Annotated in this window: 28 protein-coding genes; all 28 read right to left on the reverse strand. The window is 40.4% G+C overall.

The genetic code is table 11. The features are described from left to right. Positions 1-45: 45 nt before the first annotated feature. Positions 46-876: a cytochrome c biogenesis protein CcsA gene (gene ccsA / locus PGH26_RS08375; protein ID WP_323690632.1), complete on the reverse strand. Its 831-nt coding sequence runs from the start codon at positions 874-876 to the stop codon at positions 46-48. 88 nt (positions 877-964) lie between these two features. Further along, positions 965-2,329 carry a glutamyl-tRNA reductase gene (gene hemA / locus PGH26_RS08380; RefSeq protein ID WP_323690633.1) on the reverse strand — a complete coding sequence of 455 codons (1,365 nt, stop codon included), beginning with the start codon at positions 2,327-2,329 and terminating at the stop codon, positions 965-967. Positions 2,330-2,586: 257 nt separating this feature from the next. Then, the gene (gene yihA / locus PGH26_RS08385) at positions 2,587-3,168 is read right to left on the reverse strand and encodes a ribosome biogenesis GTP-binding protein YihA/YsxC (protein WP_323690634.1); all 582 of its coding nucleotides are present in this window, start codon (positions 3,166-3,168) and stop codon (positions 2,587-2,589) included. Then, positions 3,165-5,483: an endopeptidase La gene (lon, locus tag PGH26_RS08390; protein ID WP_323690635.1), complete on the reverse strand. Its 2,319-nt coding sequence runs from the start codon at positions 5,481-5,483 to the stop codon at positions 3,165-3,167. Before lon ends, yihA begins: the two co-directional genes overlap by 4 nt. A 126-nt stretch (positions 5,484-5,609) precedes the next feature. After that, positions 5,610-6,875: an ATP-dependent protease ATP-binding subunit ClpX gene (gene clpX / locus PGH26_RS08395; RefSeq protein WP_323690636.1), complete on the reverse strand. Its 1,266-nt coding sequence runs from the start codon at positions 6,873-6,875 to the stop codon at positions 5,610-5,612. Positions 6,876-7,244: 369 nt separating this feature from the next. Next, the gene (gene tig, locus PGH26_RS08400; protein ID WP_323690637.1) at positions 7,245-8,543 is read right to left on the reverse strand and encodes a trigger factor; all 1,299 of its coding nucleotides are present in this window, start codon (positions 8,541-8,543) and stop codon (positions 7,245-7,247) included. Between the two features lie 103 nt (positions 8,544-8,646). Further along, the gene (locus PGH26_RS08405; protein WP_323690638.1) at positions 8,647-9,624 is read right to left on the reverse strand and encodes a tetratricopeptide repeat protein; all 978 of its coding nucleotides are present in this window, start codon (positions 9,622-9,624) and stop codon (positions 8,647-8,649) included. 74 nt (positions 9,625-9,698) lie between these two features. Beyond that, positions 9,699-10,235 carry a hypothetical protein gene (locus tag PGH26_RS08410; protein WP_323690639.1) on the reverse strand — a complete coding sequence of 179 codons (537 nt, stop codon included), beginning with the start codon at positions 10,233-10,235 and terminating at the stop codon, positions 9,699-9,701. Positions 10,236-10,514: 279 nt separating this feature from the next. After that, positions 10,515-10,967, reverse strand: a complete 453-nt coding sequence (locus PGH26_RS08415; RefSeq protein ID WP_323690640.1) for a GNAT family N-acetyltransferase — start codon at positions 10,965-10,967, stop codon at positions 10,515-10,517. A 179-nt stretch (positions 10,968-11,146) separates the two neighbouring features. Then, positions 11,147-11,863 (reverse strand): DUF421 domain-containing protein, encoded by a 717-nt coding sequence (locus PGH26_RS08420; RefSeq protein WP_323690641.1) that lies wholly within the window; start codon positions 11,861-11,863, stop codon positions 11,147-11,149. Positions 11,864-11,923: 60 nt separating this feature from the next. Then, on the reverse strand, positions 11,924-13,645 hold the full coding sequence (locus PGH26_RS08425; RefSeq protein ID WP_323690642.1) for a sensor histidine kinase: 1,722 nt from the start codon (positions 13,643-13,645) through the stop codon (positions 11,924-11,926). Then, positions 13,642-14,412 carry a response regulator transcription factor gene (locus tag PGH26_RS08430; protein ID WP_323690643.1) on the reverse strand — a complete coding sequence of 257 codons (771 nt, stop codon included), beginning with the start codon at positions 14,410-14,412 and terminating at the stop codon, positions 13,642-13,644. Before PGH26_RS08430 ends, PGH26_RS08425 begins: the two co-directional genes overlap by 4 nt. 77 nt (positions 14,413-14,489) lie before the next feature. Beyond that, positions 14,490-15,617, reverse strand: a complete 1,128-nt coding sequence (gene msrB / locus PGH26_RS08435; RefSeq protein ID WP_323690644.1) for a peptide-methionine (R)-S-oxide reductase MsrB — start codon at positions 15,615-15,617, stop codon at positions 14,490-14,492. Between the two features lie 18 nt (positions 15,618-15,635). Continuing rightward, a complete protein-coding gene (locus PGH26_RS08440; protein WP_323690645.1) occupies positions 15,636-16,133 on the reverse strand; it encodes a redoxin family protein in 498 nt (165 codons plus the stop codon). 13 nt (positions 16,134-16,146) lie between these two features. Then, positions 16,147-16,869: a cytochrome c biogenesis CcdA family protein gene (locus tag PGH26_RS08445; protein WP_323690646.1), complete on the reverse strand. Its 723-nt coding sequence runs from the start codon at positions 16,867-16,869 to the stop codon at positions 16,147-16,149. Between the two features lie 231 nt (positions 16,870-17,100). Then, the gene (locus PGH26_RS08450; RefSeq protein WP_323690647.1) at positions 17,101-17,787 is read right to left on the reverse strand and encodes a copper homeostasis protein CutC; all 687 of its coding nucleotides are present in this window, start codon (positions 17,785-17,787) and stop codon (positions 17,101-17,103) included. Positions 17,788-17,916: 129 nt separating this feature from the next. Continuing rightward, positions 17,917-18,297: a hypothetical protein gene (locus tag PGH26_RS08455; RefSeq protein WP_323690648.1), complete on the reverse strand. Its 381-nt coding sequence runs from the start codon at positions 18,295-18,297 to the stop codon at positions 17,917-17,919. Between the two features lie 388 nt (positions 18,298-18,685). Next, positions 18,686-19,243, reverse strand: a complete 558-nt coding sequence (locus PGH26_RS08460; protein ID WP_323690650.1) for a tubby C-terminal domain-like protein — start codon at positions 19,241-19,243, stop codon at positions 18,686-18,688. Beyond that, positions 19,236-19,751 carry a GNAT family N-acetyltransferase gene (locus PGH26_RS08465; RefSeq protein ID WP_323690651.1) on the reverse strand — a complete coding sequence of 172 codons (516 nt, stop codon included), beginning with the start codon at positions 19,749-19,751 and terminating at the stop codon, positions 19,236-19,238. The genes PGH26_RS08460 and PGH26_RS08465 overlap by 8 nt, the downstream gene beginning before the upstream one ends. Before the next feature lie 113 nt (positions 19,752-19,864). Beyond that, the gene (locus PGH26_RS08470; RefSeq protein ID WP_323690652.1) at positions 19,865-20,404 is read right to left on the reverse strand and encodes a GNAT family N-acetyltransferase; all 540 of its coding nucleotides are present in this window, start codon (positions 20,402-20,404) and stop codon (positions 19,865-19,867) included. Between the two features lie 174 nt (positions 20,405-20,578). Continuing rightward, positions 20,579-20,899 carry a hypothetical protein gene (locus PGH26_RS08475; RefSeq protein ID WP_323690653.1) on the reverse strand — a complete coding sequence of 107 codons (321 nt, stop codon included), beginning with the start codon at positions 20,897-20,899 and terminating at the stop codon, positions 20,579-20,581. Between the two features lie 137 nt (positions 20,900-21,036). Further along, positions 21,037-21,219, reverse strand: a complete 183-nt coding sequence (locus tag PGH26_RS08480; protein ID WP_323690654.1) for a hypothetical protein — start codon at positions 21,217-21,219, stop codon at positions 21,037-21,039. Positions 21,220-22,049: 830 nt separating this feature from the next. Further along, positions 22,050-22,565 carry a GNAT family N-acetyltransferase gene (locus PGH26_RS08485; RefSeq protein ID WP_323690655.1) on the reverse strand — a complete coding sequence of 172 codons (516 nt, stop codon included), beginning with the start codon at positions 22,563-22,565 and terminating at the stop codon, positions 22,050-22,052. A gap of 77 nt (positions 22,566-22,642) precedes the next feature. Beyond that, positions 22,643-22,963, reverse strand: a complete 321-nt coding sequence (locus tag PGH26_RS08490; RefSeq protein WP_323690656.1) for a hypothetical protein — start codon at positions 22,961-22,963, stop codon at positions 22,643-22,645. Positions 22,964-23,034: 71 nt separating this feature from the next. Continuing rightward, positions 23,035-23,217, reverse strand: coding sequence for a PspC domain-containing protein (locus tag PGH26_RS08495; RefSeq protein WP_323690657.1), 183 nt, complete (start codon positions 23,215-23,217; stop codon positions 23,035-23,037). 498 nt (positions 23,218-23,715) lie between these two features. Beyond that, entirely contained in the window at positions 23,716-23,925 is a 210-nt protein-coding gene (locus tag PGH26_RS08500; RefSeq protein WP_323690658.1) for a hypothetical protein, read from the reverse strand. A gap of 88 nt (positions 23,926-24,013) precedes the next feature. Next, positions 24,014-24,499, reverse strand: coding sequence for a GNAT family N-acetyltransferase (locus tag PGH26_RS08505; RefSeq protein ID WP_323690659.1), 486 nt, complete (start codon positions 24,497-24,499; stop codon positions 24,014-24,016). Positions 24,500-24,718: 219 nt separating this feature from the next. Next, complete coding sequence (locus tag PGH26_RS08510; RefSeq protein WP_323690660.1) at positions 24,719-25,255, reverse strand: hypothetical protein; 537 nt, start codon at positions 25,253-25,255, stop codon at positions 24,719-24,721. Between the last annotated feature and the right edge of the window lie 100 nt (positions 25,256-25,355).

Raw genomic sequence — 25,355 nt, forward strand, 5'->3', positions numbered from 1 at the left:
CCTAATTGAATGATACGTAATTACTGAATTCCAGACTCTTTCACCCTATAGCCAAAAGTGGAATTGTGAAAGTTTACTGCCCAAAAAGAAATTGATGATGATTAGAACAAAGGCGAAAACCGTTGCCCATGCAAAATCTGCAGCTTTCAATTTCCCGCTTCTATTCAAGAAAAGCAATGCACTGTAGACAACTATCAAAAGGAATGACCCGACTATCTTAATATCGAAGATCGTCCAATTTGACAACGCCGTATATGCCCATTGTATCCCTAAAATCAAACTCACAAGCAACACTGGAATACCCGTATAGATTGCAGACTTCATGCCAATCAATGCATGCTGCAAAGAGGGAAGCCGGCTAAATTGGGATGTCCACTTCTTTTTCTTCAATAAATTATAAACAAGCAAATACAGAATCGCGAAAACGAATGCCATCGCAAACGCGGCGTAGGAAAGAATCGCGAATGTAATATGAATGAACAACAGTTCCGATATAAGAGATTCCCCGACACCTGAAGTATTCATTTGAGCTGGCGCAAAAATATGAATGGTCATAAAACAGAACGCTATAATATTCAAAAAGAATCCCGCATAACTGGAATGATACTTCAATTGGATGCCAAGCGATAAAGTGATGAGTACCCATGCAAAGAAATAGACGCCTTCATATAAAGACAAAACAGGCAGTTGTCTCGTCACTATGATGGCCTGTAAAAGAAATCCGGTTTGCATGATGAATACAATGACAGTCAGCCAAAATGCACTGCGCTGCGCACGGGAATCCTTGTTTAAAAAGTCTACAAAATAAAAAACCAGGCTGACGGCGTACAGAATGAGCATTGCTTCCTGAAGCCGCGCCATCGTCAACTCAACCATAGGCTACCTCTGCCTTTCTGTCAAAAAAGCCACTTCCGCATCGACCGTCTAGAGAAGCGGGATGGGAAATGACTTTGTTGGGACACACTCAATATGTCAAATCAGGTTGTAATCCGGAATTTTTGGAAGCTCCGGCTCCCTGTTCCGCTTTTTGCTGTTGTACCTGAAGGTTCTTTTCTTGCTCAACTTCCTCTTCAATACCGAAAATCGATTGGAACAATTCCAGCTTTTCCTTCGATTTTGAATCAGTCGCAAATTCCTTTGCTTGCAAAATCGGTTCTTTCAGCAGCTGATTAATAATCGACTTCGTATGTTTGCTTAACACTTTTTTCTCCCGATCCGTAAGATCCGGCATTTTGTTCTCGATACTCGCCATCGTTTCGGATTGAATACTAAGCGCTTTCTTACGTAATGCTGTAATTACAGGAACCACGCCAAGAGTCGCAATCCATTCTTTGAACATAACAACTTCGCCATGAATGATTGTCTGAATCTCTTCAGCAGCCTCTTTACGCTGCGCGAGGTTCGCTTCCACAATTCCTTGCATGTCGTCTATGTCGTATAAGAACATATTCGGTAAATCTCCGATACGCGGATCCATATCACGCGGTACAGCAATATCGACAAGGAACAGAGGACGTCCTTTTCGGAGCCGTTCCACAAACTGCATCAGTTCGTAGTCAATCACGTATTCCTTTGAACCGGTACTGCTGATTAAAATATCTACATCAAGCAATGTACATTGCAATTCCTGAAGGGATTTGGCGTAACCGTCAAACTGTGTTGCCAATTCTTCCGCTTTAGAAAATGTGCGATTGAGAACCGTAATTTTACCAACACCGCTGCCTTGCAAGTTTTTAATGGTCAGTTCGCCCATTTCACCCGCACCTAAAATCGCAATGTGCTTGTGCTTCAATGAACCGAAAATCTTTTTCCCAAGCTCGACAGCTGCATAAGAAACAGAAACCGCATTTTCTCCGATTGCTGTTTCAGCATGAGCTCGTTTTGCGACTGTTATCGCCTGTTTAAACAGCTCATTGAAAATCGTACCCGTAGTCCCGATTTCCTGTGCTTTCAAGAAACTTGTTCTCACCTGTCCCAAAATTTGTGTTTCTCCTAAAACCATCGAGTCGATTCCGGAAGCGACGGACATCAGGTGTTCAATCGCATCGTCTTCTTCTTTTATGATTAAATGGTTCACAAACGATTCTAAAGGAAGATCGAACCATTCCGCTAAAAAGTTTTTCACGTAATAACGTCCCGTATGGAGCTGGTCAACGACCGCGTATATTTCAGTCCGGTTACACGTCGAAACGATAATATTTTCTAAAATACTTTTAGTTGTTTGCAGAGTTTCCATAGCGTGCGGCAAATCAGATTCGTTAAACGAAAGTTTTTCTCTGATTTCTACCGGCGCTGTCCTGTGATTGACTCCGATAGCGAGTAATTTCACTAGGTGCTCACACCTTTCGCGTCTATTTCCTGCTCATAATTATAGCATACCCTGTATTGAGTGAATCCTTTATTTATGAACATCATATGAACGACACGGCATTCGTGTCTCTCTTTATAATAATTATAATCTATCCACACTGCGTTTTCCATCAGTATGCTTGTTGAATACCGATAGTATCGACCAAATTTCAAAAGACATAACAAGAAGCAGAGCCAACCTTCCTCTGCTTCTTGTTTCATGTATATGAGAGATCATTACATTCTGCTTTCTATCTCAGCCCAAACCGCTTCAACGCCAATGCCTTTTTCAGACGAAAAAACAAACAATGGGTCATCGCCAAGCATGTTCAATGATTCACGCACAATCTTCTTATGCTTCTCCCATTTCCCTTTAGGAATCTTATCCGCTTTCGTCGCAATGACGATGGCTGGGATATTGTAATGCACGAAGAAATTGTACATATTAATATCGTCCGCAGAAGGTACATGTCGAATGTCGACGATTTGAATCGCAGCAACTAAAGGTTCGCGACCTGTTAAATATTGCTCGATCATACCGCCCCATTTTTCTTTTTCAGTCTTCGATACACGTGCGTACCCATAACCTGGAACGTCAACAAAGAATAGCTGTTCTTCAATTTTATAGAAGTTCAGTGTTTGTGTTTTCCCTGGCTTAGACGAGGTTCTTGCAATATTCTTACGTGCTAGCATTTTATTGATGAACGATGACTTTCCAACGTTCGAACGTCCGGCAAGAGCAAATTCTGGGAAACCGTCATCTGGATATTGTTCCGGTCTGACAGCACTCATCACCATTTCAACGTTATGCACTTTCATAATTCTCGTTCCTCCAATGCGATCGCCAATACTTCCTCAGCGTCGTCAACCAATTTAAATGATAACTCCTCACGAATTTCTTCAGGGACATCATCAATATCTCGTTCGTTTTCCTTAGGTAAAATAATAACACGTAATCCCGCTCTATGTGCACTAAGCGTCTTTTCTTTCAAGCCGCCTATCGGCAATACACGGCCACGCAATGTAATTTCACCAGTCATACCCACTTCCCTGCGGATTGGGCAATTTGTTAAAGCGGAAACAAGCGCAGTTGCAATGGTCACACCCGCTGAAGGACCGTCTTTAGGAACAGCACCTTGTGGAACGTGAATGTGAATGTCTTTTGTTTCATAGAACGAAGAATCGATCCCAAGGCTTTCCGCTCTGGAACGGACATAAGAAAGCGCCGTTTGAGCAGATTCTTTCATCACATCTCCAAGCTTTCCAGTCAAAATCAGCTTGCCCTTCCCCGGAGAGAGTGATACTTCTATTTGCAGTGTATCTCCGCCTACAGCCGTATATGCTAAACCGGTTGCCACGCCGATCTGATTCGTCGTTTCAGCTTGTCCATGACTGAATTTCTTCTTACCAAGAAAGTTTTCCAGCGTTTTCGAACTAATTGTCACACTTTTCTTTTTCCCGCTGGCAATTAAACGTGCAGATTTCCGGCAGACTTTTGCTATTTCGCGCTCCAAAGAACGCACACCCGCTTCTCTCGTGTAATAACGAACAACATCTAAAATAGCCGGCTGCTGGAATTTTACATGCGTTTTCGTCAAGCCATGTTCTTTCAATTGTTTTGGAATCAGGTGATTCGCAGCAATAGCCGTCTTCTCCAGTTCGGTATAGCCCGCGATTGAAATTATCTCCATTCGATCGCGCAACGGACCTGGAATGGCACTTAAATCATTTGCAGTTGCAATGAACAGCACATTGGATAAGTCGTATGGCTCTTCTATGTAATGATCACTAAACGTGCTATTTTGCTCCGGATCCAAAACTTCCAACATAGCAGATGATGGGTCTCCTCTGAAATCATTGGACATTTTATCGATTTCATCGAGTAAAAACACCGGATTCACTGTTCCAGCTTTCTTCATCCCCTGAATAATACGACCAGGCATTGCACCTACATACGTTCTGCGATGGCCACGAATTTCTGATTCATCTCGAACACCGCCAAGAGAAATACGAACGAATTTGCGACCCAATGATTCTGCAATCGATTTCGCAAGTGAAGTTTTACCGACACCTGGTGGACCTTCAATACAAAGGATCGGACCCCGCAGCGAATAAGTCAATTGTCGGACCGACAAAAATTCCAGGATCCGTTCTTTAACGGAATCCAAGCCTTCATGATCTCGATTTAAAATCATTTCAGAACGATCAAGATCCAATTGGTCTTTTGAAGCATCTGACCACGGCAATGAAACAAGCCAGTCAATATAGGAACGGATGATTCCGCTTTCCGCTGCGGCAGATGGAATTTTCTCGTAGCGGTCCAGCTCTCTTTCAGCCGTTTGCATGACCCCTTCAGGCATTCCTGATTCTGCAATCCGCTGGCGCAGCGCTTGAACTTCAAGACCTTTACCGTCCTTATCTCCGAGTTCAGTTTGGATGGCTTTCATTTGTTCGCGTAAGTAAAACTCTTTTTGTGTGCGCTCCATTGCTTCACGGACGCGTTCGTTAATCTTTTGTTCAAGTCCCATGACTTCCTGTTCGTTATATAACCGGCTAATCAGCCATTCCAGGCGGTCATTGATATTGCGCATCTCTAAAATATCTTGTTTCGCACGAATCTTTAATGGCAAATGAGACGCTACAGTATCAGCAAGCCGGCCCGGCTCAGAAATTGCAGAAACCGAAGTGTACGCATCTTCAGTAATCCGTTTCGAAACTTTTGTGTATTTCTTAAAATGCATAAGCAGCGTGCGCATGAGAGCTTCGGATTCAGAATCGACTGCTGTTGAATCAGGGAAACCATTCACCGTTACCACCGGGTAGAGATCAGCTTCTTCATAATCTGTCCATTCTGCCCGTTCTATCCCCTCGATTAAGACCCGATAGGTGCCATTTGGCAATTGGGTCATTGATTTAACGATTGCCAGTGTACCAAGGTGGTAAAGATCTTCTGGTTGCGGATCTTCATCATTCAAATCAATTTGTGTCGCTAAGAAAATTAAGTTGTTATTTGCAATCGCGTGTTCGATTGCGAAAACCGAACGTTCCCTGCCTACATCAATATGTAAAGTCATCGTTGGATAAATCAAAATGCCTCTTAACGGAAGAAGCGGTATATTATGTCGTAAAGCCATCGTACAAACACCTCCACCTTTAATTTTACCTCATTTACTATGTATTGAATACAATAAGAAAAATAAGGAAAAAAGCTGACCCATTCAGCACAAATGCGCCTCCTCAAGGTCAGCTTCCTCCTTTAATTATGCAGTATGTTTTTCTGAATCGAGCTTCATTTCTGTACCATCTTCAAGATAGAGAAGCGGTGAACCTTCACCCAGCACAGAATCCTTGGTAATGATGCACTTTTTAACTTCTTCCAAAGAAGGAAGTTCGTACATCACGTCAAGCATGATATTTTCAATGATTGAACGCAAACCGCGGGCACCTGTTTTTCGCTCAATTGACTCACGAGCAATCTCAATGAGCGCCTCGTCTTCAAATTGCAATTCAACATCATCCAGACCGAGCATCTTTTGATATTGTTTAACAATCGCATTTTTAGGAAGCGTCAAGATTTGGTAAAGTGTATCTTCACTAAGCTGTTCGAGTGTCGCAATGACAGGCAAACGGCCGATGAACTCCGGAATGAGACCGAACTGCTGAAGGTCTTCTGGAATCATACGGGAAAGTAAAGAACGTTCCTCTTCAGCAGCATTTGGATCAGAACCAAATCCGATTACTTTTTGACCGACACGGCGTTTAATGATTTCGTCAATTCCGTCGAATGCTCCGCCGACGATGAACAACACATTTGTCGTATCGATTTGAATGAATTCTTGATGAGGATGTTTGCGTCCGCCTTGAGGTGGAACGCTTGCAACAGTACCTTCTAGAATTTTAAGTAGCGCCTGCTGTACACCTTCACCTGAAACATCACGAGTAATGGATGCATTTTCTGATTTACGAGCAACTTTGTCGATTTCGTCGATATAAATGATGCCTTTTTCAGCACGTTCCACATCGAAATCAGCAGATTGGATTAGTTTGAGGAGGATGTTTTCAACATCTTCACCTACATATCCTGCTTCCGTTAATGAAGTCGCATCAGCAATTGCAAATGGAACGTCCAAAATACGCGCGAGTGTTTGCGCGAGGAGTGTTTTACCACTGCCTGTAGGTCCAATAAGGACGATGTTCGATTTTGCAAGTTCTACGTCATCGACTTTACTGCCTGAGTTTACACGTTTGTAATGGTTATAGACCGCAACTGAAAGTGATTTCTTTGCACGATCCTGTCCAATTATATACTCGTCAAGAATGGATTGGATTTCTTTTGGTTTTGGAACTTCTTTGAATTCGAAACCTTCTTCGAGGCCGACTTCTTCTTCTACGATTTCGGCACAAAGTTCAACACATTCGTCACATATATAAACCCCTTGCCCTGCAACAAGTTTGCGGACTTGGTCCTGCGTCTTGCCACAGAACGAACAGCTCAAATTGTCTTTTTCATCGTTAAATTTGAACAAATTGCTCACCCCTATTCAGTGAAATCTTACAAGATTCCAACTGGTTTATCAACTATTTCGTTCTTTTGCTGTATGTACACGGGTTTTACCCCGCGCTTGGTGCATTGACAGATTTAAATTAGACAGTCATGATTTCCGCTTCAGGTGGACGCTTTCCGAGGGGCTTGATTTCAGCCTCCTCGGTCGCTTTGCTCCCTGTGGGGTCTTCAATCTTCGCTTATCCCTCCGGAGTCGCCACCTTGCGCTTCAATCATTAGCATATCCTTAGTTATAGAATTTATCACTGTTCTATAGTTCGACAACCTGCACTATCCTCAATATACAAAAACAAGGCACGGGGTTCCGTGCCTTGCCCAGAGCGGCTTTGGATTATTCTGCAGCTGCTTCTGTGATTTTTGCGTTGTCAACTAGAAGTTGAACTGTTTTGTTGAAACGAAGGTCGTTTTCGAGCATTTCAGTACCGCCAAGAGCAGTTTTGATTTGTTCGATGTCCATGTTGAATTGCTCAGACATTTTATTAAGCTCTTCGTTGATTTCTTCTTCAGTTACTTCAACATTCTCTTCTTTGCCGATTGCTTCAAGTGTAAGAGATACACGTACACGGCTTACAGCGTCGTCGTGCATTTGCTTACGAAGTGATGCTTCGTCTTGGCCAGAGAACTGGTAGTACAAGTCAAGGTTCATACCTTGCATTGAAAGGCGTTGTCCGAATTCGTCAACCATACGGTTAGTTTCAGATTCAACCATTTCTTCAGGTACTTCAAATTCAGCGTTGCGAGCAGCTGCTTCTACGAGGTCGTCGCGAAGTGCTGTTTCAGATGCTGAGCTCTTTTCAGTTTCCAAGTTTTCTTTCATTTTCTTACGAAGCTCGTCCACTGTTTCTACGTCTTCGTCCATTTCTTTAGCAAGTTCGTCGTTCAACTCAGGAACTTCTTTTGCTTTTACTTCGTTGATTTTCACTTTGAATACTGCTGGCTTACCTGCAAGTTCAGCTGCATGGTATTCTTCAGGGAACGTCAATTCAACGTCTTTTTCGTCACCAGTTTTCAAGCCGATTAACTGCTCTTCAAAACCTGGGATGAATGAACCTGATCCAACTGCAAGATCATAATTCTCAGCTTTTCCGCCTTCGAATGCTTCTCCTTCAGAGTAGCCGTCAAAGTTGATGTTTGCTGTGTCGCCTTCTGCGATTGCGCCGTCTTCTTTAACGACCATCTCAGCCATTGACTCACGACGTGTTTGTAATTCCATGTCGATTTCTTCATCTGTAACTTTTGTCTCTTGGCGTGTTGCTTCAAGGCCTTTATACTCGCCTAATTTTACTTCTGGCTTAAGAGGAACGATCGCTGTAAATACAACCGGCTCGCCTTTTTCAAGCTTTTCGATGTCGATTTCTGGTGATGCAATCGGCTCAAGGCCTTCTGCACGAACAGCTGCATCGTATGCTACTGGAAGAACGATATCGATTGCATCGTTATAAAGTGCTTCTTCCCCGTACATTTGGTTGAACATCTTGCGCGGCATTTTTCCTTTACGGAATCCAGGTGCGTTTACTTGCTTAACGACCTTTTTGAACGCCTTGTCCATTCCTGCTTTAAAGTCCTCTGCTGAAACTTCAAATGTTAACTTCCCTTTGTTACCTTCTTGTTTTTCCCATTTAACTGACATTTCCACATACCTCCGAATCATAGTGACGAATATATTTTGTACCGTTTATACGCCATTGACAACCATCTCAGTATATCATAGTCTCTTTATCTTTCAAGAAATTTCATTCAACAGCTTCACTGCAGTCTTGATCGATCTCAAAGATCAGCTTATGTAAAGCTGTTTGAGGAAGAGGAGTCCCTTCAAATAGAAACGTAGAATAATTTTCATAAGCACATGCGACCGTCTCTGCCGGCGCGCCCCAGTCAAGAGGGTAGCTTATTAAAGCAAACTTTTTTATAGCCTCTTCAACTAGCGAAAGCCGTGAGGGATCTTTGTCTAACGCTTGTTGGAGCAATATACAAATTTTCTTCGTAATTGCGTCTTCTCCTGGAAGCGGGAGCTGGGATGGGACGACACTCAGTCCTCTTCCGAACTTCCGGATAACAAGCGGTTCTTCATATCCTGAATTCCGCAGCAGCACCAGCGCTACAGTTCTTAATACAGGAGGCAAGTTATCGCAGGTGACAATTTCAGAGAGCAGCTCTTGCGAATCTCCGGATCCGTTACTTTCCAGTTGTGCAAGCAGCTCCTGCTGCTGAAAACGATCCATTTGTAAAAACTCCTCAAACGAAACCGTCTCTTTCAGCTGTACAGCAAAGTCATCCGAAAACCTGTTTAATAACCTTCCATTTAACTCACGCAGATAAATGAACTTCTGTTTTAACTCACCCGGAATGACCTCTTCATCCAAAAGAGCTCCAATGGTATCTTCTACTTCCTCGTAATTTTGAAGCTGCATACAAATTGCTAGATATAATTCCATCGCTTCAAAGTAATCGCTTATATCACTTTGCAGCCATTGAACGGCGTAAGGCTTCGCTTTCTCAAACTCTTTTACTTCATAGAGTGCCACTGCGAGTATCCCTGGTATTTCGGGTATGCTGGGAGCAATTTCAATAAGCTGTTCAGTAATTCGGACAGCTTCTTCAAATTCTTCTGCCTGCATAGCATCTTCGGCTTGGTCTAGCAATCGCTCTACCGTTCCGGGAAAGACAATCATATTGCCTTTTTTATGTAGTCTTTTCCGTTTGCGTTTCACGTCCGTCACCTGCTTTCACTGATACTATAGCACAGCATTTCCTCTGGAAGCATGCCAGAGGAAATATCGCGTGTTCATTCTTTTTTAGGAATCAATATTTTATCCATCTCAACGCCTTCATGACTTAGACGATTTTCAATGGGTGAAAGAAACTTCATAAACAAGCGATTCACAGTGAGCGTCAATGTTACATCATCTTTGAATTTGAAATCGAACTCGGATTTCCCGTCATCTGCCGGCACAGATTTATAAACCGCTTCATCGACTTCTCCCCAAGCATAAGAATGAGATTGGAAAGACAGAAGCGGACGATAGGTAATCCGATCATCCGATAACATTGTATAATTCAGCGAGGCTATGTAAAAACTAACGCCAGCCAATACTATCAAACCCAAGCTGATTAGTATGGATTTTTTGTTCATATACATGATAAACAGAACAAAGAAAGCAGCTATCAATAACAAGAAAGCTACCGTGTAGACCAAATAAACACCGCCAGAAACGAAAATGAACCAGCTTCCAGTTTTAAAATAGATGGAGTTGGCAACAAAGTTAGGCAACAAAAAAATTGCAGCAGGTGCTAATAAAAGTAAGGCTATCCCGATAACCATCGGGATATGTCTGCGCTCTGTGTGAATGGCATTTCACTTCCTTGCAACTTATTTCCAATTTACTTTTAACTTTTGATCCGTTTTAGATCTTCTATGTAATTGGATTTCAAAATACAAAATTATTTCATCATCAATGGTACCCTATTAATAAGTGGGATGAAGGATTGTTAATAACAAATTTCTCATTCTCTTAACCTATATAGAGAATGAGAAATTATCTAAAACATGTTTTTCTTCTCATAACACTACCGGATATGGTTCATGCTATAAACCCGGGTTTTAATTGAATGCCATCCGATGGGTCGTTTCAGATGCTGAATCATCGAATTCAAAACCATTATGACGGTAAAACGCATCTGCCTTAGACGACTCGGTTTTCACCGTCAGCTCGTGGAACTCATTACGCGCATGTTCAACAATTTCTTTTAGCAGCAGTGATCCTGCCCCATTTCTCCTCTGATCTGCTTCCACGTAAAAGCGTTGAAGCCGTCCAGTCTCTGGATCTCCTCCTGGAACTGGGAAACGGTTCACACCGCCAATTGCTACCACTTTCCCGTGATCATCTTTGACACAATACAATGCCTCACCAGGGCCGGAGAAAGTATTAACACCTTCTTTGTAGTCCTCAGCAAGCCGTGTTACAAAACGATATCCTTCTTCTTCACTTTCAGAAATCAGGGGCTCAATATCAAGTTCATTTAGATTACTTACTTTTTCTACTGTATATGCCATGTATATCCCTCCGTTTTTGAAGTAGATTCAATCCTTTGATTACTTCGCTATAACTTTAGCGAAATCCTTCTTTTCCCGAATATTCCTAAAAGTCACCTGTTACAAAGCATACTAAAGACCAGCTAATTTTATGATTCAGTTAGCTGGCCTTTGAAAGTTATTATAAACGAACACAAAAACTACTCATTTTTATCGTTCCTCGCATCAATGTGCAAGTCTCCATTCGGTTGAATTTCTGCGTAGAACACTTGATCCACCCTGCTGATGCCATTCTTTTTGAGTTGATCATCCACCCATTGCTCGGTCAAGTTGAGCTCCGCTAAATTCTCCAAGACTAATTCTCCATCTGAAATGATTTCTGTGGGAATGTATTTTGGTTCTTTTGCTGATGCCTTCACATCCGTTTTCGTAGCATTATCGAGTCCGGCGCGTTTCATGACACTTAAATTCCCATTGACTTCGAATATTGCATAATACACATCTTTAATGGAGAAAATACTTTGTTCCCGAAGGAGCATATTTAAATCGTTCAGGTCTAAACGCGCTTTACCTAATGCCTCTTCCTCAATCTTACCTCTCTGAATCACAATAATCGGTTTGTCATCCAGGAGAACTCGCGCTTTTTTGGATTTCATCGAAATGTAATTCATAGCAATCGTCAAAACCGCCCACCAGATCATCGCAACCAGCCCGTCCATAAATGGAGTTTCCGATTCGCCGGCAATATCTGCTGCAATGGAACCAATCGTAATCCCGGTTACGTAATGGAAAAATGTCAATTGAGATATTTGTTTTTTCCCCATGAAACGGGCCAGAATCAGCAACACAACAAAAGCGAGTGTTGTCCGTAAGATCATTTCCCAAAAGTCCAATTTAAAAAAGTCATCGTGTGCCATAACTCAGATACACCTCCGTCTTATACGAAGTATGTTCCTGAACTGTTTTTCAATACGTACTTATAGCGAATTCGATAGCTTGATACTGGCAGTCGTACCATCTGCAGCAGATGAATGAATTGTTACACCATAGTTTTCTCCATAATATAATTGAATGCGCTCATCTACGTTTCGAATTCCAATGCCTCCAAGTTTCATTGTCTTTTTCAATTCTGCATTCTCTGCGTCAAATCCATCCCCGTTATCATGAACGGTCAGAATCAGTGTGTCACCTTCAGAGGACGCAGTAATCACAATTTTACCTTCACGGGAAAGTCCTCGAATCCCATGATAGAGCGCATTTTCAACCAGCGGCTGCAGGATTAGTTTCGGAATTTCAATATCGAGCAGCGTCTCATCACAACGGATAGAATACTGCAATTTTTCTCCGTACCGTTCCTTTTGAATGAACAAGTACCGTTCAACATGTTCCAATTCGTTTTCGACCGTCGTTAACTCGCTCCCTCCGCTGAGAGAAAGCCGGAAAAATGAAGCCAGTGCCTTCGTAAGGTCAATCACTTTTTCATGGTCGCCAAATTCAGCCATCCATACAATTGTATCAAGCGTGTTGTATAGGAAATGTGGATTTATCTGACTATGCAGCGCACTGATTTCTGATGTACGAAGATGCTTCTCTTTAATCTTGATTTCCTCCATCAACTTATCAATTCGGTGTGTCATCGTATTGAAATGTCGCGTCAGACTTTGTGCTTCGTAACATCCCTTGGCGTCAACAGGAATTTCCTTTAAACCCGTTTCAATATCCTGCATCGCTTTTTCCAACTTTTGAAACGGCGCAGTTATCCGTCCTGCAAAGAGATAAACACTTGTAGCAGCAATCACCAGCAAAGCAATTCCGACCCAGATGAAGATTTCCATCAGCTGCTTCTTGATCGCAAGAAGACTGTCTTGGGATGAGACGCTGACTAGCATCCAATCTGCATTTTTCAACGAATGCGTATAGGTCAGCGTATTTTCTTTGGAATCATATCCTGCCTGGTCATCTGCAATTGTTTGCAGCTCGCGCTTTTTAACTTCATTTTGAAAATAAGCGGGATCTTCATGGTAGACGACCTCATTTTTTGCATTAAGGATGAAAGAAAACCCATTCTTTCCTAAGTCCAAATCTGATAAATAGTCTTCAATCACTTCATAATCGAGGTCAATCAGCAATACGCCCCGGTTATCCCCTGACGCATCCGTTATCTCACGGCTCATCGAAATGACCCATGTGTCTTTATCCATCGAGAAATCCTGCATTCGCGCTGACGTTAGGAAGGCTTGGCCGCCATTCGTAATCGCTGAGCGATACCACGTTTCCTGCATCATATTCGTCGATTTGCTCATTGTTAAATCCGCTTCATTGGACAAAATCTGTCCGTCTTTACTCACAATAATGATGGATTTGATGAAATCATCAGACGCAAGTGTTGTGTCAATCGTTTTCAAAAGATCACTCTTGACCGAGGATGCGCGTGATGAATCAGACAAATATCCAACAAGCTGAGGGTTTTCGGCGAGCAGACTTGTCACTGCATTTAACCGGTCAATATACAGATCCAGATACATGCCGCTTTGATGGACAGAGGATTTTGTACTTTTCGCAGACTCACTTAAAAGAATTGAGGAAATACTTGAGTAAAGAATTCCTGCCATCAGTAATAGCATCAAACTACTTGCGATAATATAGTGAAATGCAATTTGAACGCGTAATTTCCTGAACGTTTTTGATTGGTTATTCATTCTCTGGATTTCTCCTTAAACTGATTGGGAGACAATAAAAATCGTTTCTTAAATGCTGCACTGAAATAGTTGGGATCTTCAAATCCGACGGAAGCTGCGATTTCATACATCTTCATATCCGTGCTTAGCAATAGTAATTTTGCACGATCCAGACGAGAAGCAATCATGTATTGTTGGAATGTCGTACCGAATAATTGCTTGAATAACGTGCTGACATAAGATGGACTAAGTGAAAGAGTTGATGCCAAAGAGGCAAGAGAAAACTCTAAATTACTGAGATTTGAATTGATTTCTCGGGTGATTTGCGACTTGTAACCCAAAGAGACATCGATAGAATTTGAGGATTGAATGAGGCCGTCTACAAGTTTCGTCACTTCCTGTTGACGGTGTGCTTCTTGAACTTTTCCAATCAGTTTTTGCAACAATTCCTGTATGTCTGTTTTAGAGACTGGTTTCAAGACGTAATCGTCAACACCTGTTTTTAGCGCAGCTACAGCATAGTCAAAATAGTCATATCCTGTGATCATTGCGATTTTCACATCCGGCTTTAACGACTTCGCTGCTGCAGCGAAGTCAAGCCCATTCATTTTCGGCATATTAATGTCCGCGAGCACGAGATCGGGTTTATGTGTTTTAAACAGATCAAGCGCTTCTTCCCCATTTGCCGCTTCAAGAACTTCAGAAATCGAGAGTGCTTTAAAGTCAACAAACGAGCGAATTCCGCGGATTAAAATAGGCTCATCGTCTACAACTAGCAACGTATACATAGTCGGCTCCTTTCCTATGTAAAGTAAAAACGAAAGGCAGCAACAGCCGCCTTTCGCAGTCTTATTTCCAGTGTACCTTACTTCACAAGGCTTGTCAGATAGCCATAACCTGCGTCTTTCATTTCTTCTAGAGGCACAAAATCGATTGCGGCGCTGTTAATGCAATACCGCAAGCCGCCCTTATCTTTCGGTCCGTCATCGAATACATGGCCGAGGTGACTGTCACCAGCGCGGCTTCTAACTTCAATCCGCACCATATTGAAACTCTTATCTTTATGTTCAGTTACCACTTCAGGAATTATCGGCTGCGTGAAACTTGGCCATCCGCATTGTGAATCATACTTATCTTTTGAAGAAAACAACGGTTCACCCGTAGCTACGTCAATGTAGATGCCATCTTCAAATGAATCCCAGTATTTGTTTGAAAACGCAGCTTCCGTATTGCTGCCTTGAGTAACTTTATATTGCGCTTCAGTAAGCTTCTCTTTCAACTCTTTGTCACTTGGTTTGGGATAGTCTGCCGGGTCGATCAATGAGGGAATGTCTTGGTCTTCCAACGAATCGAATTTCACGTGACAATAGCCGTTCGGATTCTTCTCCAAATAATCTTGGTGATACTCCTCTGCTAATGTATAGTTTGTTAGCGGCTGAACCTGTGTTACGATTTTATCGTCATAGCGCACTTGCTGGTCTTTAACGACTTTTTCGATTACAGTTTTCTCTGCCGGATCTGTATAGAAAACACCTGAGCGGTATTGTGTACCTCGATCATTTCCTTGTTTGTTCAATGCAGTCGGATCAATAATCATAAAGAAATGATCCAGGATTGTATTCAAATCGGTGCGTTCGGGATCGTATTGCACATGAACGGTTTCTGCGTGCCCTGTTTTTCCAGAAACAACATCTTCATATGATGGATTTTCTGTCGTTCCGTTCGCATATCCAGAAGTGACATCGTAAACTCCATAAACGCGTTCCATGTAAGCTTCCACACCCCAGAAACAACCTCCAGCTAAGTAAATGTCTTTCAAATTCGTTTCATCGAATGTTAAATCATCATTTGGATTTGCGGGATATTTCGAAGAGGCTGCTGCAGTCAGTGAACCTGAAGTTGTCTCCGCATCACCTTTTGAATCATTCCCAAGGGTACAGCCGCCGAGTATCAATGTAAGTCCAAGCAGCCCAATTAGGTAGGTCAGTTTCATAATAGGTTCCCCTTTCTTTTATTTTAATTGGTCCATCATTTCTTTAATTTGATCATTCGATAACTGACCTGCTTGTGTTTTAACGAGTTCTCCTTTTTTGTTAATGAATGCAGATGTTGGATAGCCGCGGACTTCGAACTCTTTTACAAGATTTCCGCCTTCGTCCATCAGAACAGGTAAATCTTGTACATCGTCAACACCTTTATACCATTTTACAAACGCATCTTTTTTCTTTTCATTGTTATAACCAGGTGCGACAATGGTCAACACTTCAAAATCCGTGTCTTCTGCTGCAAGTGCATTCACTTCTTCAAGCCCAGCAAGACAGATCGGACACCAAGACGCCCAAAACTTGACGTAGACGTTTTTCCCTTCATAATCTGCCAAGTTGACGGTGTTGCCATCTAAGTCTTCCAATTGGAATAACGCGTCTTTGGGTCCTCCGGATTTAGTTTCCGATGAACAAGCTCCGAGAACGGTGACAACTGCCAGTAAAACAAGTAACTTTTTCAGCATGTCAAATCCTCCTTCATTGTGGAATGAGTGTTGTAAAAAAATTCAAGTTGTTCGTCATGAGGAAGACCCCCATCACGACAATGATAATTCCGCCAGCGACCTTTATTTTCCCTAAGTGACGATTCAGTCTTTTCATGCGCTGCAGTAAGAAATCCGAGAAAATTGAAAGGATAAGAAACGGAATCAGCATACCGAGTGCGTAGATGAGCATAAGAAATGCGCCATGAGCTGCTTGCCCTTCGTTTGCCGAAAGTCCGAGAACCGCTCCTAAAATTGGCCCGATACATGGAGTCCAGCCGAAACTGAATGTAAAGCCAAGAAGATAGGTACCGATATAGTCCCGCTTCCCGCTACGTTTCAAGCTCACTTTGTTTTCACGTTCTAAAAACGGAATATGGAACAGTCCGATTTGATGAAGCCCTAGAATTACGACGACAATTCCACAAATGGTGATGAATGTCGTGGTATTAATGAGTGCCCCTAATGCACCTGCACCGAATCCAAGAAGGACAAAACTGGTCGATAAACCAAGGACAAAAATCATTGTTTTAACAATCAAGCGCGGGTGGATACTGAATTTCCCTATCGTAATGACTCGGTTTTGCCGTAAGGACGTCGGATTTCCTGAGGAGAGAATGGATATGTAAACAGGCAGCAGCGGTAAGATGCAAGGAGAGAAAAAGGACAAAACTCCTGCCGCGAAGACACTGCTGAGTAATACTTGTTCGCCAATCATAATAAATGCCTCCTCTTATCTCAGTTTGTAGTTCAATTGTAAAGCGAGGAGAGAAGAATCCCTATAGACTGATATTTGGAGTTTCTTAGAAATGATACGATAAACCATAAAAAGACAGTCCCTTGAGATAAAAATCATCATTAGGGACCGTCTTTATGTTTTTAATCGGTGCGGATTTCTGCTTTAAACAATCATAACTACAGCCAATGATGTTTAATCAGCGAAGAAATTTCACTCACCGATTACAGATTTGATACGTTCGATTACATCAGGCTTGATAGGATACTGAAAACTTTGGTGATTTCTAACTGCGGAACCAAAATGCACTTCAGTGACACCTGTCGCTTCGATGAATTCCGAAAGTCCTTCAGTTGACATACCGTTGCCAGCCAATATGGTGACAGAAGTGTTCTTGGTCTTATCCACTAATGTCCGGATTTGTTCTTTTGATTCAGGAGCGGGTGCTTGTCCGCCTGACGTTAAAATGCGTTGGATTTGAGGAAAATCTCCAATCATATCGATGGCTTCGAGCTGATCTTCGATTTCATCAAATGCCCTGTGGAACGTTACGTTCAAATCGCCTGAGACATCCAAAAGTCGCTTTAAATTGACGGTATCGACTCGATTTTTCTCGTCCAAAACTCCAATTACAATTCCTGCAGCTTTTGTCTGTCGGATGTGATGAATGTCCGCAAGCATTACTTGCATATCTGCTTCATCGTAGTTAAATGTTCGGCTATGAGGACGGACGATAACATATACGGGGATAGAGACACCTTCAACAACTGACTCAATCAGTCCCAAACTCGGCGTCAATCCGCCTTCTGTTAACGCGGAACATAATTCCAGCCGGTCTGCCCCGGCTTGTTCAGCTGTAATGGCATCTTGCAGGCTTGTTGCAATAATTTCGAGTTTCATACTTGAACTCCTCCTGACGAAGTCAAAAAGTTACTTCTTAAAAGTAAAGGGTGTGAATTACTTGTAAGCTTAACAGTATACGCCCTAACCCGGGATGTTCAAAGTATAAACAAATTAGATTGCTCTACTTTAAGAAGCATGATCTGCAGGCGGCAGCTTCTTATATTCTTGATAGATTTCAAATAGACTTATTACCAGCACAATCCATAATGCAGGACTGGATAACGATATGCCGACTTGAGAAACGCCGCCTAGCAATGTGAAACCAATGAGAAGTGCTAACAAGTACGTCGTAAACGCAACTTGCCATAGAAATTTAAACTTCTGGGAACCGTCATGTTGAAGACGCGTTACAAAATATCCCGAAAACAAAATTAGCAGCAATAGCATGATAATGAGAGGTTTGGGAACAAAAAGAAGTTCACTTAACTGCGGAAAGAAATCATAAGCCATTAACGCAGTGATGGACAGCAGAATCAGTGCCATTAAAATCAAGTCTTTATGTTTCAAGACTTCTCCCTCCTTTGAGTTTTATCGGATAACGAGAGCACTAGTTTTCACTTCTGGATTCCGTTACTTACATTCCAAAGAATAGCGACCCGTGAGGTTATTATGAATCTCTAATTTCACTGCCCCCTTATTCTCATAACATTGTGAGGTAAACGTATTTATCTCTTTTGTATTGAAATAATTAATTGAAATGATTAATAAGGATATAATCAGCAAAAGCACTGTTAATAGAATTATAACGTTTGTATTTCTGACTGCTCTCATCGGTCAACCTCCTAACCTCCACTTAATCTTGAAATCTTTAGTACCTAGTGAGATTACCCTCACAAAGCACACGCTTCTTGCTGAATTTTTGAATTCAACAAACCTAGCACCTACTTTAAAATAATTAATAAAGTAGGCTCATCATGTAGTAAACCGCCAAAACCTCGCTAATCGTGAGATCATTGGTGTTAAGAGTAATCTTTAAATGCGTCGGCAGTAATTTTTCAACATATACGAATGCGCAAATCGTTGTGCTGTCATTTGCATAGATATTGCAAGTACGATTAAAAGAATCTCTCTTAAACAAATAGTCATTAGCGTTCTTATGGTAGCGCACACGCGGATTCGTAGTAATCTTAGTTCTATCTTCCAGCAGAAATACGTCTTCTTTCCCGCCGCCTGTTAAATGAACATCCCATTTCAGTTTAAATAGAGTAGATTTAAAGGACTGCTGCATGATCTGTAAGGAGAATCCATCTGTTTCACCAATGATAGTCAGAGACCCCTGTACGGAAAACGGCACATAATTCAGTACTTTATCAAATAAATTTTTATAGTTCCGTTGAATATATCCAATGCGTGCAGACGCAGAATCCTGGATTTCAATCATTTTGTCCGAATCCTTATTAATGGGTAAGACTGCGAAATAATCAACAGGACCGTATCCGAAATTGTTAACCATGGTTGGTAGAGCTCCAAGAATAATAAACAAATTTGAACTTTTGATCCCGCATTTCAAAGTCTTCTTCATCAGTTGCTATTTCCACAAAACCGTTTCCCTCCAAAATTTTCTGGGAGGCCATATTCGCAGTGGTAGTTTTCGCATGAACTTGTTTTATATCCTTTACGGTTTCCAGTAATACAGACAATGCTTTCTTGGCAATGCCCCTTCCAGAATAGCGGCGTCCGATTCGATAACCCAGGTGACCAATCTTATGAGTTTCATCGATATCGACTAAGTTGATTCGACCCAGAACTGTACCCTGATCATCCTTGATTAAATAAAAATTTGAAATCCCACCGGCCTGCTCTTGTAATAAAGCTTCATTTCTCACTTTAAAAATGTCCGGCTTGTAATAGTCATCTCCTCGCGAAGGCACCATTTCCTCAAAATAGGATCTATTTTCAAGTTCGAATGTATACAAGTCATTTAAATCTGAGTCAGTTAATTTCTCAATATATAAATCCATATTCAATACCTGCCAATCGTTAATGCCGTCTGGCACCATACGTTTTTTTACGACTGATGAATCATAAACCTTAGAAACCCATTTAAGTAAACTTTAACAATCGATTCATCCATTTAAGTCCGTTCGGTTCTTAACACTGAAAATATCACGGCATCATGTGACTGATTGTTTTGATAAAGGTACCCTCTAAGTAAGCCCTCTTCCTTAAAAGCCAACCGTTTTAATAGTTGCATAGACACTTCATTCTGCGGATACGTTACTGCGCCAATTCTATACAATTGCAACTCTTCAAATGAATATCTTAAAACTTCCTTAACTGCTTCAGTTGTAATGCCTTGTTTCCAATACAAAGGATCCAATTCGTACCCGATCTCAGCTCTTTTTCCAGCAACGTTAAGGTTATTTAATCCTGCCGTACCAACTAATTCACCTGTTCCTTTTAAAACTATTCCCCACCTGATTCCTCGATTGCTCTCATATGTGTTTTGGAAGGATTTAATGATGATCGTGGCTTCTTCCCTGCTTTTCAAGCTATCCATCCCATAATATTTTGTCACTTCATCATTAGACATGATTTCAAAAATTCTCGGGGCATGTTCCTCTTTCACTTGAATTAGTTTTAAACGATTCGTTTCTAATTCAGGAAATTCCATGTATTTACCTCCCTTTACTTTCTTACTTGTCATTCTTCTTCAAATTGGACAGATTGTAATAGTTGTCTCGATAAACGACTGGAAGCAAGGCTACTTGGTGACCTTTTTAATTAAATACAATATGAAACAATGCATAACTCCACCTGCCATCCCAAAGAGGAACATATAGAGTATTTACACAAGATCATGTAAAACAATGCTTCCCAAAATGCCGGCTATTCCACCGAAGAATGCATATAATAGAACCTTTTTCCAACTTGGGAAATTTTTAATTTTTAGTGAAAAATCTATGTACAGCGATACAGGAAATGCCGTAAACGCATATAACGGAAAGGAATAAAGAGCCACCATAAAGACAGTTTCACCAAAGCTCCAAGAATCTTGAAGAATTAGTAAATACGTTGCAAAGATTAGCCCAAAGAGAATGGGAGAAATTATAATTGCTAAAATGTATTGGGAAATCCGTTCAAAAGTCATTTGAGAGTCTTGTGTCATTTTCTCGCCCCTTCAATTTCCTGGAATTCAGAAAACCTTTACAAGTTGGACTCAGAATGGCATGCGGAATGCATATAGTTATCGACCTTTGAAATCGGCACCGTTTCGCAGGTAAATTCTTTAGCAAGCACAATCGATTAATTTTGTATCCCTCTGCCTTTAAATACAAAAAAATTAGAGCTAATTCCTATTAATCCGCCACCCATCATCGAAACTACCGTACCAATTATTATCCATCCTGCAGATAAGAAAGCAGACACAATTATTCCCGTCAAAAATAACACAAAGCCAATGGAAAATAATATACTGCCTTTTTTCATTGCTTCACCTCTTCAAGTTTAAGATCATGGCTATATTGCAGCCCGGCAGTTGTTGAATAACCTTCCACGTTAGTTTATTACAAAAATAAAGATATACAGTATAAAAAGAAGTACAAAGACTATGATGTTCATGTATGTTCCAAATTCATCTTCTTTTTTTCGAATATCCCTTATTGAAGTTATTACAAGAGATCCGCCTAATAACAAGATGTAATAAATCATATATTCAAATCTTTGCGTAACTAACATAGTAATGCCTGCTGCTAAAACTATAATCTGCAATACAATATTGAGTGCTTTCAACATAGCCCCCCCTGTACCCATCATTTCCTTAACTGGATTTTTCCAGTACTATGTTTCCTCCTCAACATTCCTTGATAGCCATATAAAATGAGCATCGAAACTCTACTTGCAATTAATTATGTTGATTGTCAGAAATAAATAGCTTCATCACTAATAATAAGCCTGTAAACAGATATAAAATAACCGCTAAAATGATAGTAAATATATTGCTGGGCAGAAACTTCAGCAGAAACAGAAACGAAAACATTCCGGCTATAAAAAGTCGATTTGACATGGTTTCCCTGCATAATCGTCCTCGCTTCACCATCATTATAATCAAGGATACAGGCACAAAAAGTAAGGATATAATAAAAAACGGTGTATCTCTTAGATACCAGGGTAAGTCTTTTTCGTCATATGCAAACAAAGAAATCACTCTCCTTTACTACTCGGCTCAATTGATAAGGCGACAATGATTACTCATCGACACGATGTCGTTTGATATCCAAATCAAGCTTTGATTCAAAATCACTGATTTGCTTCTTTGTTTAATGTAGAAAAGGACTTAGTAACTTTGACATATAGTACTCATCAAGAAACTCATCATCTATAAGTAAAGAATCTCTTTTAGTTCCCTCGATTTCAAAGCCCATTTTTTGATACAAAGACAGGCCAGCTTCATTTCGTGTAACAACAGTTAATTCTAAGCGATGTATTTTGTGAAGTTTCGCCCATTGCTCCAGTTCTTCAAATAATTTCGTTCCTGTACCGTTACCTCTGTGAGCTTTAGAAACCCCTGCAACAATGTAAGATGAGTGTTTGTTTCTTCTAGCCTCACCGCCTATAGCAAATACGTATCCTGCTAACTCTTTACTTTCATTTTCTGCTACAAGTACGGTAGAGTTGTTCCTTTCTTTCATGCGCATTAATACTTCTTTTTGGCGCGCATTTGTAACGTCTCTTTCTCCGTCTTCCCATAGCATATATTCAGAAGTTGACTCCACATGCTTCATTAAGCAAATGAGTTTCTCTGCATCTGAAATTTCCGCTTCTCTTACTATCAAGTGATCTCTCCTCACCTATTAATCCATTACATCGCATTCCGTATTCATGAATTGCTCCTAGTTGTAAAATACAGTTCTTAGGCTAATTCCGTACTTTCAACTTCTGTTATCTTTTTATGATGACGAATGATAAAACCTTGTACTGTGAATAAAAGCAGTATTAATACCATCATTCCATCTCTATATGTTTCATAAGATATGTTGGAAATAAAACGATGATAAAGCTCTATAATCAACCAGCCCAAAGGAAAAATTGGAAGTACGTATTTTGATGCTTTGCCTAAAACCCACTGACCTTCTTCACTTTTAGAATACGTACTCATTAAAAATTTCACATTTGAACCTAATGTAAATATGAAAAATGGAACTAACAACACGCCAATAACTATTACAAGCATGATTAAATCCCCCTTTAACAGAAAATTGGAAACCCTTTTGTTCCGTCTTTTATACATAAATATCAGCGTTTTTACAACACTGAGTCATCAAAAGGCATTGAAAAAGCAAGAAAAAAATAAACCAGTACACTCACCGGTAAAAGTAAAAAAAGGATTCTAACACCCATAGAAGAAATACCAACATATTCCGCTATGCCTCCACATACCCCTGACAGCACTTTATCGTTCGAGCTTTTCCTAAGTTTATTTTGCATCTTTAGCACACCTTTCATTTAAAGTAGTTTGGCCAGATTACATCGCTATGATCTTCGCTGATTCTCAAGCCAGTCAAAGAAACCCCAAATCACATCTAAATGTCCATTCATCTAATCGAATTTTCAAAAAACCATTCGTGTAAAGCTCCTGCACATATTCGTTTATAAGCGTCTAAATCTATTAATGTCATGAAAATCTGCATCTCAATCGGCAAAACTCAGGCTAAATTAAGAAATTTTAAACTTTGTAAAATAGCCGTTATTAAAAAGAATAGGATACCCGTTAATATAACCCAAGAAATAGTACTCTTTCTGTTACGAAAAATCTTATAAGCAAAGAAAACTAATGTAACTAGTAACGCCAGCATTCCAATCATTGTGGCTAGCATTAGAAACAAAAACAAAATAAATCTCTCCTGACTTAAATACGAATAGAAATCCAATTAGTTTCGTCTGTATCTAGTATGGTTGGAATACTTTTACCAAACTCCCACGTAATTACCTTCTATTTAATACCTCAATCAATTTGTCACTGGTGATTTTTGCAAATACAAATGAAAGAACCAGTATAAGCAACGTACCGATAAGTACTCCTATCTCTCCGGTGAGTCCACCTAAGCGAAGAATATTCCATAGAAACGAAGATGCTTTAAAATACACGATGAACAATAGGACAATCAAAAAATACCCGATTATCGTTCTTTGCATAGTGTCATCCCTTTCATTTTGTCATTCTCCCGTACTTTTCCAATGTAGACGCCATTATGATTTTTCTACGAATCAAAAATGCAATGAATTATACTGTCAAAACCATTCGAATCGATTGCAGCGTATGACCATCAAAATCCTCTTCAAACTCTTCAATTGTTTTGAACCCTTTCGCATCATAGAAGGACTTTCCTATTAAGTTTTCTCTTTCAACAGTGATATGAATTTTTTCTGCACTTTTCAGTCGCGAGATCCCTTCTTGCAGTAAGGCAGTTCCTGCTCCATTTCCTTGATGTTCTGGGTGAAGGTAAATTGCAGCTAACTCTGAAACTTCTGAATCCGATACAAATGAAAAATTCGCGAATCCCACAATCTGTTCATTCTTTTCTGCAACAAGCATCAAACTGTGTTCCATCCGGCGCAGCATCATTTCATCACTGTAGGCGCCTGTTAAAAATCGCTCTTGAACATCTGCCGGTATGATTCCTTCATAGGTTGCATTCCAGCTTAATTTTGCCGTTTCCTGAACTTGCTGAATATCATCTGGTTCCATAGTTCGAATAGCAATCTGCATGTTGTCCACCTCTGTTTTAAAGATTTTTTTACCAGTTACACTATCAGCAAACAATTCATTAATCGGATATCAGATCTTCATTAATTCTCCAGTATATGCATGCTGCACAACAGTAGCCTGGCATTTCTAATATTCCAATGACTTCTCAATAATGGTTGGTTGATAAGCATATGTGAACTCAATAAAAGCGACAAAGAGCAAATTGCAGTTAACCTATCTTCAGTTAGTTGCACTAGTTGGAGTGGTTAAAGGAAACCAGAATCCCATAATGTTAATCGCTCTGAATGATTTCTCGTTCAGCTTAATTTCACCTGCAGAAAAAACGTAATACCAGTTAAATGCATAACCCTGAATCTGTTCTTTGTTCGCTTCTAACTTCATATCCTCATCATTTATCACTTTTTCTACTCTCACGCATTCATTCCCTAAACATTCAATGCTATAAGTATCTTTTAGATAACTGTCAAATTCTATGGATGACACAGGGACACGTAATATGCCAAGTATCACACTGACAATGAGAATTAGAGTGGTTTTCTTGGTAAAAGGATAGTTCAAATTGAAAATCAGCCCAATCGAACATATGAGTATTACGATAAGTGCAATCTTTTCATCGAAAATTAAATAAATGAAAAATGAATTAATAAGGACAAAAAGCAAATATTTGGTTAGAAAATCAGCGTTCATTTTTTTCACAATCACAAATAATGATAGAAGGGCTGCGAGTATAAAAAATGTATAATTAAATAGTGCCAAACGTTCCACTCCATTTCATAACAATCCTATTCACATATTTGGACATCCCTTCAATCCACGCAAAAAGGAACCTCTTCAGACAATTCTATCCAAAGAGGTT

Source organism: Sporosarcina jeotgali, assembly GCF_033304595.1.
GTDB lineage: Bacteria > Bacillota > Bacilli > Bacillales_A > Planococcaceae > Sporosarcina > Sporosarcina jeotgali.

Excerpts from the sequence above, each read along its gene's own strand:
- ccsA (WP_323690632.1), bottom strand. The coding sequence starts at position 876 with ATGGTTGAGTTGACGATGGCGCGGCTTCAGGAAGCAATGCTCATTCTG.
- yihA (WP_323690634.1), bottom strand. The coding sequence starts at position 3,168 with ATGAAAGTGCATAACGTTGAAATGGTGATGAGTGCTGTCAGACCGGAA.
- lon (WP_323690635.1), bottom strand. The coding sequence starts at position 5,483 with ATGGCTTTACGACATAATATACCGCTTCTTCCGTTAAGAGGCATTTTG.
- tig (WP_323690637.1), bottom strand. The coding sequence starts at position 8,543 with ATGTCAGTTAAATGGGAAAAACAAGAAGGTAACAAAGGGAAGTTAACA.
- PGH26_RS08410 (WP_323690639.1), bottom strand. The coding sequence starts at position 10,235 with ATGGTTATCGGGATAGCCTTACTTTTATTAGCACCTGCTGCAATTTTT.
- PGH26_RS08415 (WP_323690640.1), bottom strand. The coding sequence starts at position 10,967 with ATGGCATATACAGTAGAAAAAGTAAGTAATCTAAATGAACTTGATATT.
- PGH26_RS08420 (WP_323690641.1), bottom strand. The coding sequence starts at position 11,863 with ATGGCACACGATGACTTTTTTAAATTGGACTTTTGGGAAATGATCTTA.
- PGH26_RS08425 (WP_323690642.1), bottom strand. The coding sequence starts at position 13,645 with ATGAATAACCAATCAAAAACGTTCAGGAAATTACGCGTTCAAATTGCA.
- PGH26_RS08430 (WP_323690643.1), bottom strand. The coding sequence starts at position 14,412 with ATGTATACGTTGCTAGTTGTAGACGATGAGCCTATTTTAATCCGCGGA.
- msrB (WP_323690644.1), bottom strand. The coding sequence starts at position 15,617 with ATGAAACTGACCTACCTAATTGGGCTGCTTGGACTTACATTGATACTC.
- PGH26_RS08440 (WP_323690645.1), bottom strand. The coding sequence starts at position 16,133 with ATGCTGAAAAAGTTACTTGTTTTACTGGCAGTTGTCACCGTTCTCGGA.
- PGH26_RS08445 (WP_323690646.1), bottom strand. The coding sequence starts at position 16,869 with ATGATTGGCGAACAAGTATTACTCAGCAGTGTCTTCGCGGCAGGAGTT.
- PGH26_RS08450 (WP_323690647.1), bottom strand. The coding sequence starts at position 17,787 with ATGAAACTCGAAATTATTGCAACAAGCCTGCAAGATGCCATTACAGCT.
- PGH26_RS08460 (WP_323690650.1), bottom strand. The coding sequence starts at position 19,243 with ATGGTTAACAATTTCGGATACGGTCCTGTTGATTATTTCGCAGTCTTA.
- PGH26_RS08465 (WP_323690651.1), bottom strand. The coding sequence starts at position 19,751 with ATGGATTTATATATTGAGAAATTAACTGACTCAGATTTAAATGACTTG.
- PGH26_RS08470 (WP_323690652.1), bottom strand. The coding sequence starts at position 20,404 with ATGGAATTTCCTGAATTAGAAACGAATCGTTTAAAACTAATTCAAGTG.
- PGH26_RS08475 (WP_323690653.1), bottom strand. The coding sequence starts at position 20,899 with ATGACACAAGACTCTCAAATGACTTTTGAACGGATTTCCCAATACATT.
- PGH26_RS08480 (WP_323690654.1), bottom strand. The coding sequence starts at position 21,219 with ATGAAAAAAGGCAGTATATTATTTTCCATTGGCTTTGTGTTATTTTTG.
- PGH26_RS08490 (WP_323690656.1), bottom strand. The coding sequence starts at position 22,963 with ATGCTTGTAATAGTTATTGGCGTGTTGTTAGTTCCATTTTTCATATTT.
- PGH26_RS08495 (WP_323690657.1), bottom strand. The coding sequence starts at position 23,217 with ATGCAAAATAAACTTAGGAAAAGCTCGAACGATAAAGTGCTGTCAGGG.
- PGH26_RS08500 (WP_323690658.1), bottom strand. The coding sequence starts at position 23,925 with ATGCAAAGAACGATAATCGGGTATTTTTTGATTGTCCTATTGTTCATC.
- PGH26_RS08505 (WP_323690659.1), bottom strand. The coding sequence starts at position 24,499 with ATGCAGATTGCTATTCGAACTATGGAACCAGATGATATTCAGCAAGTT.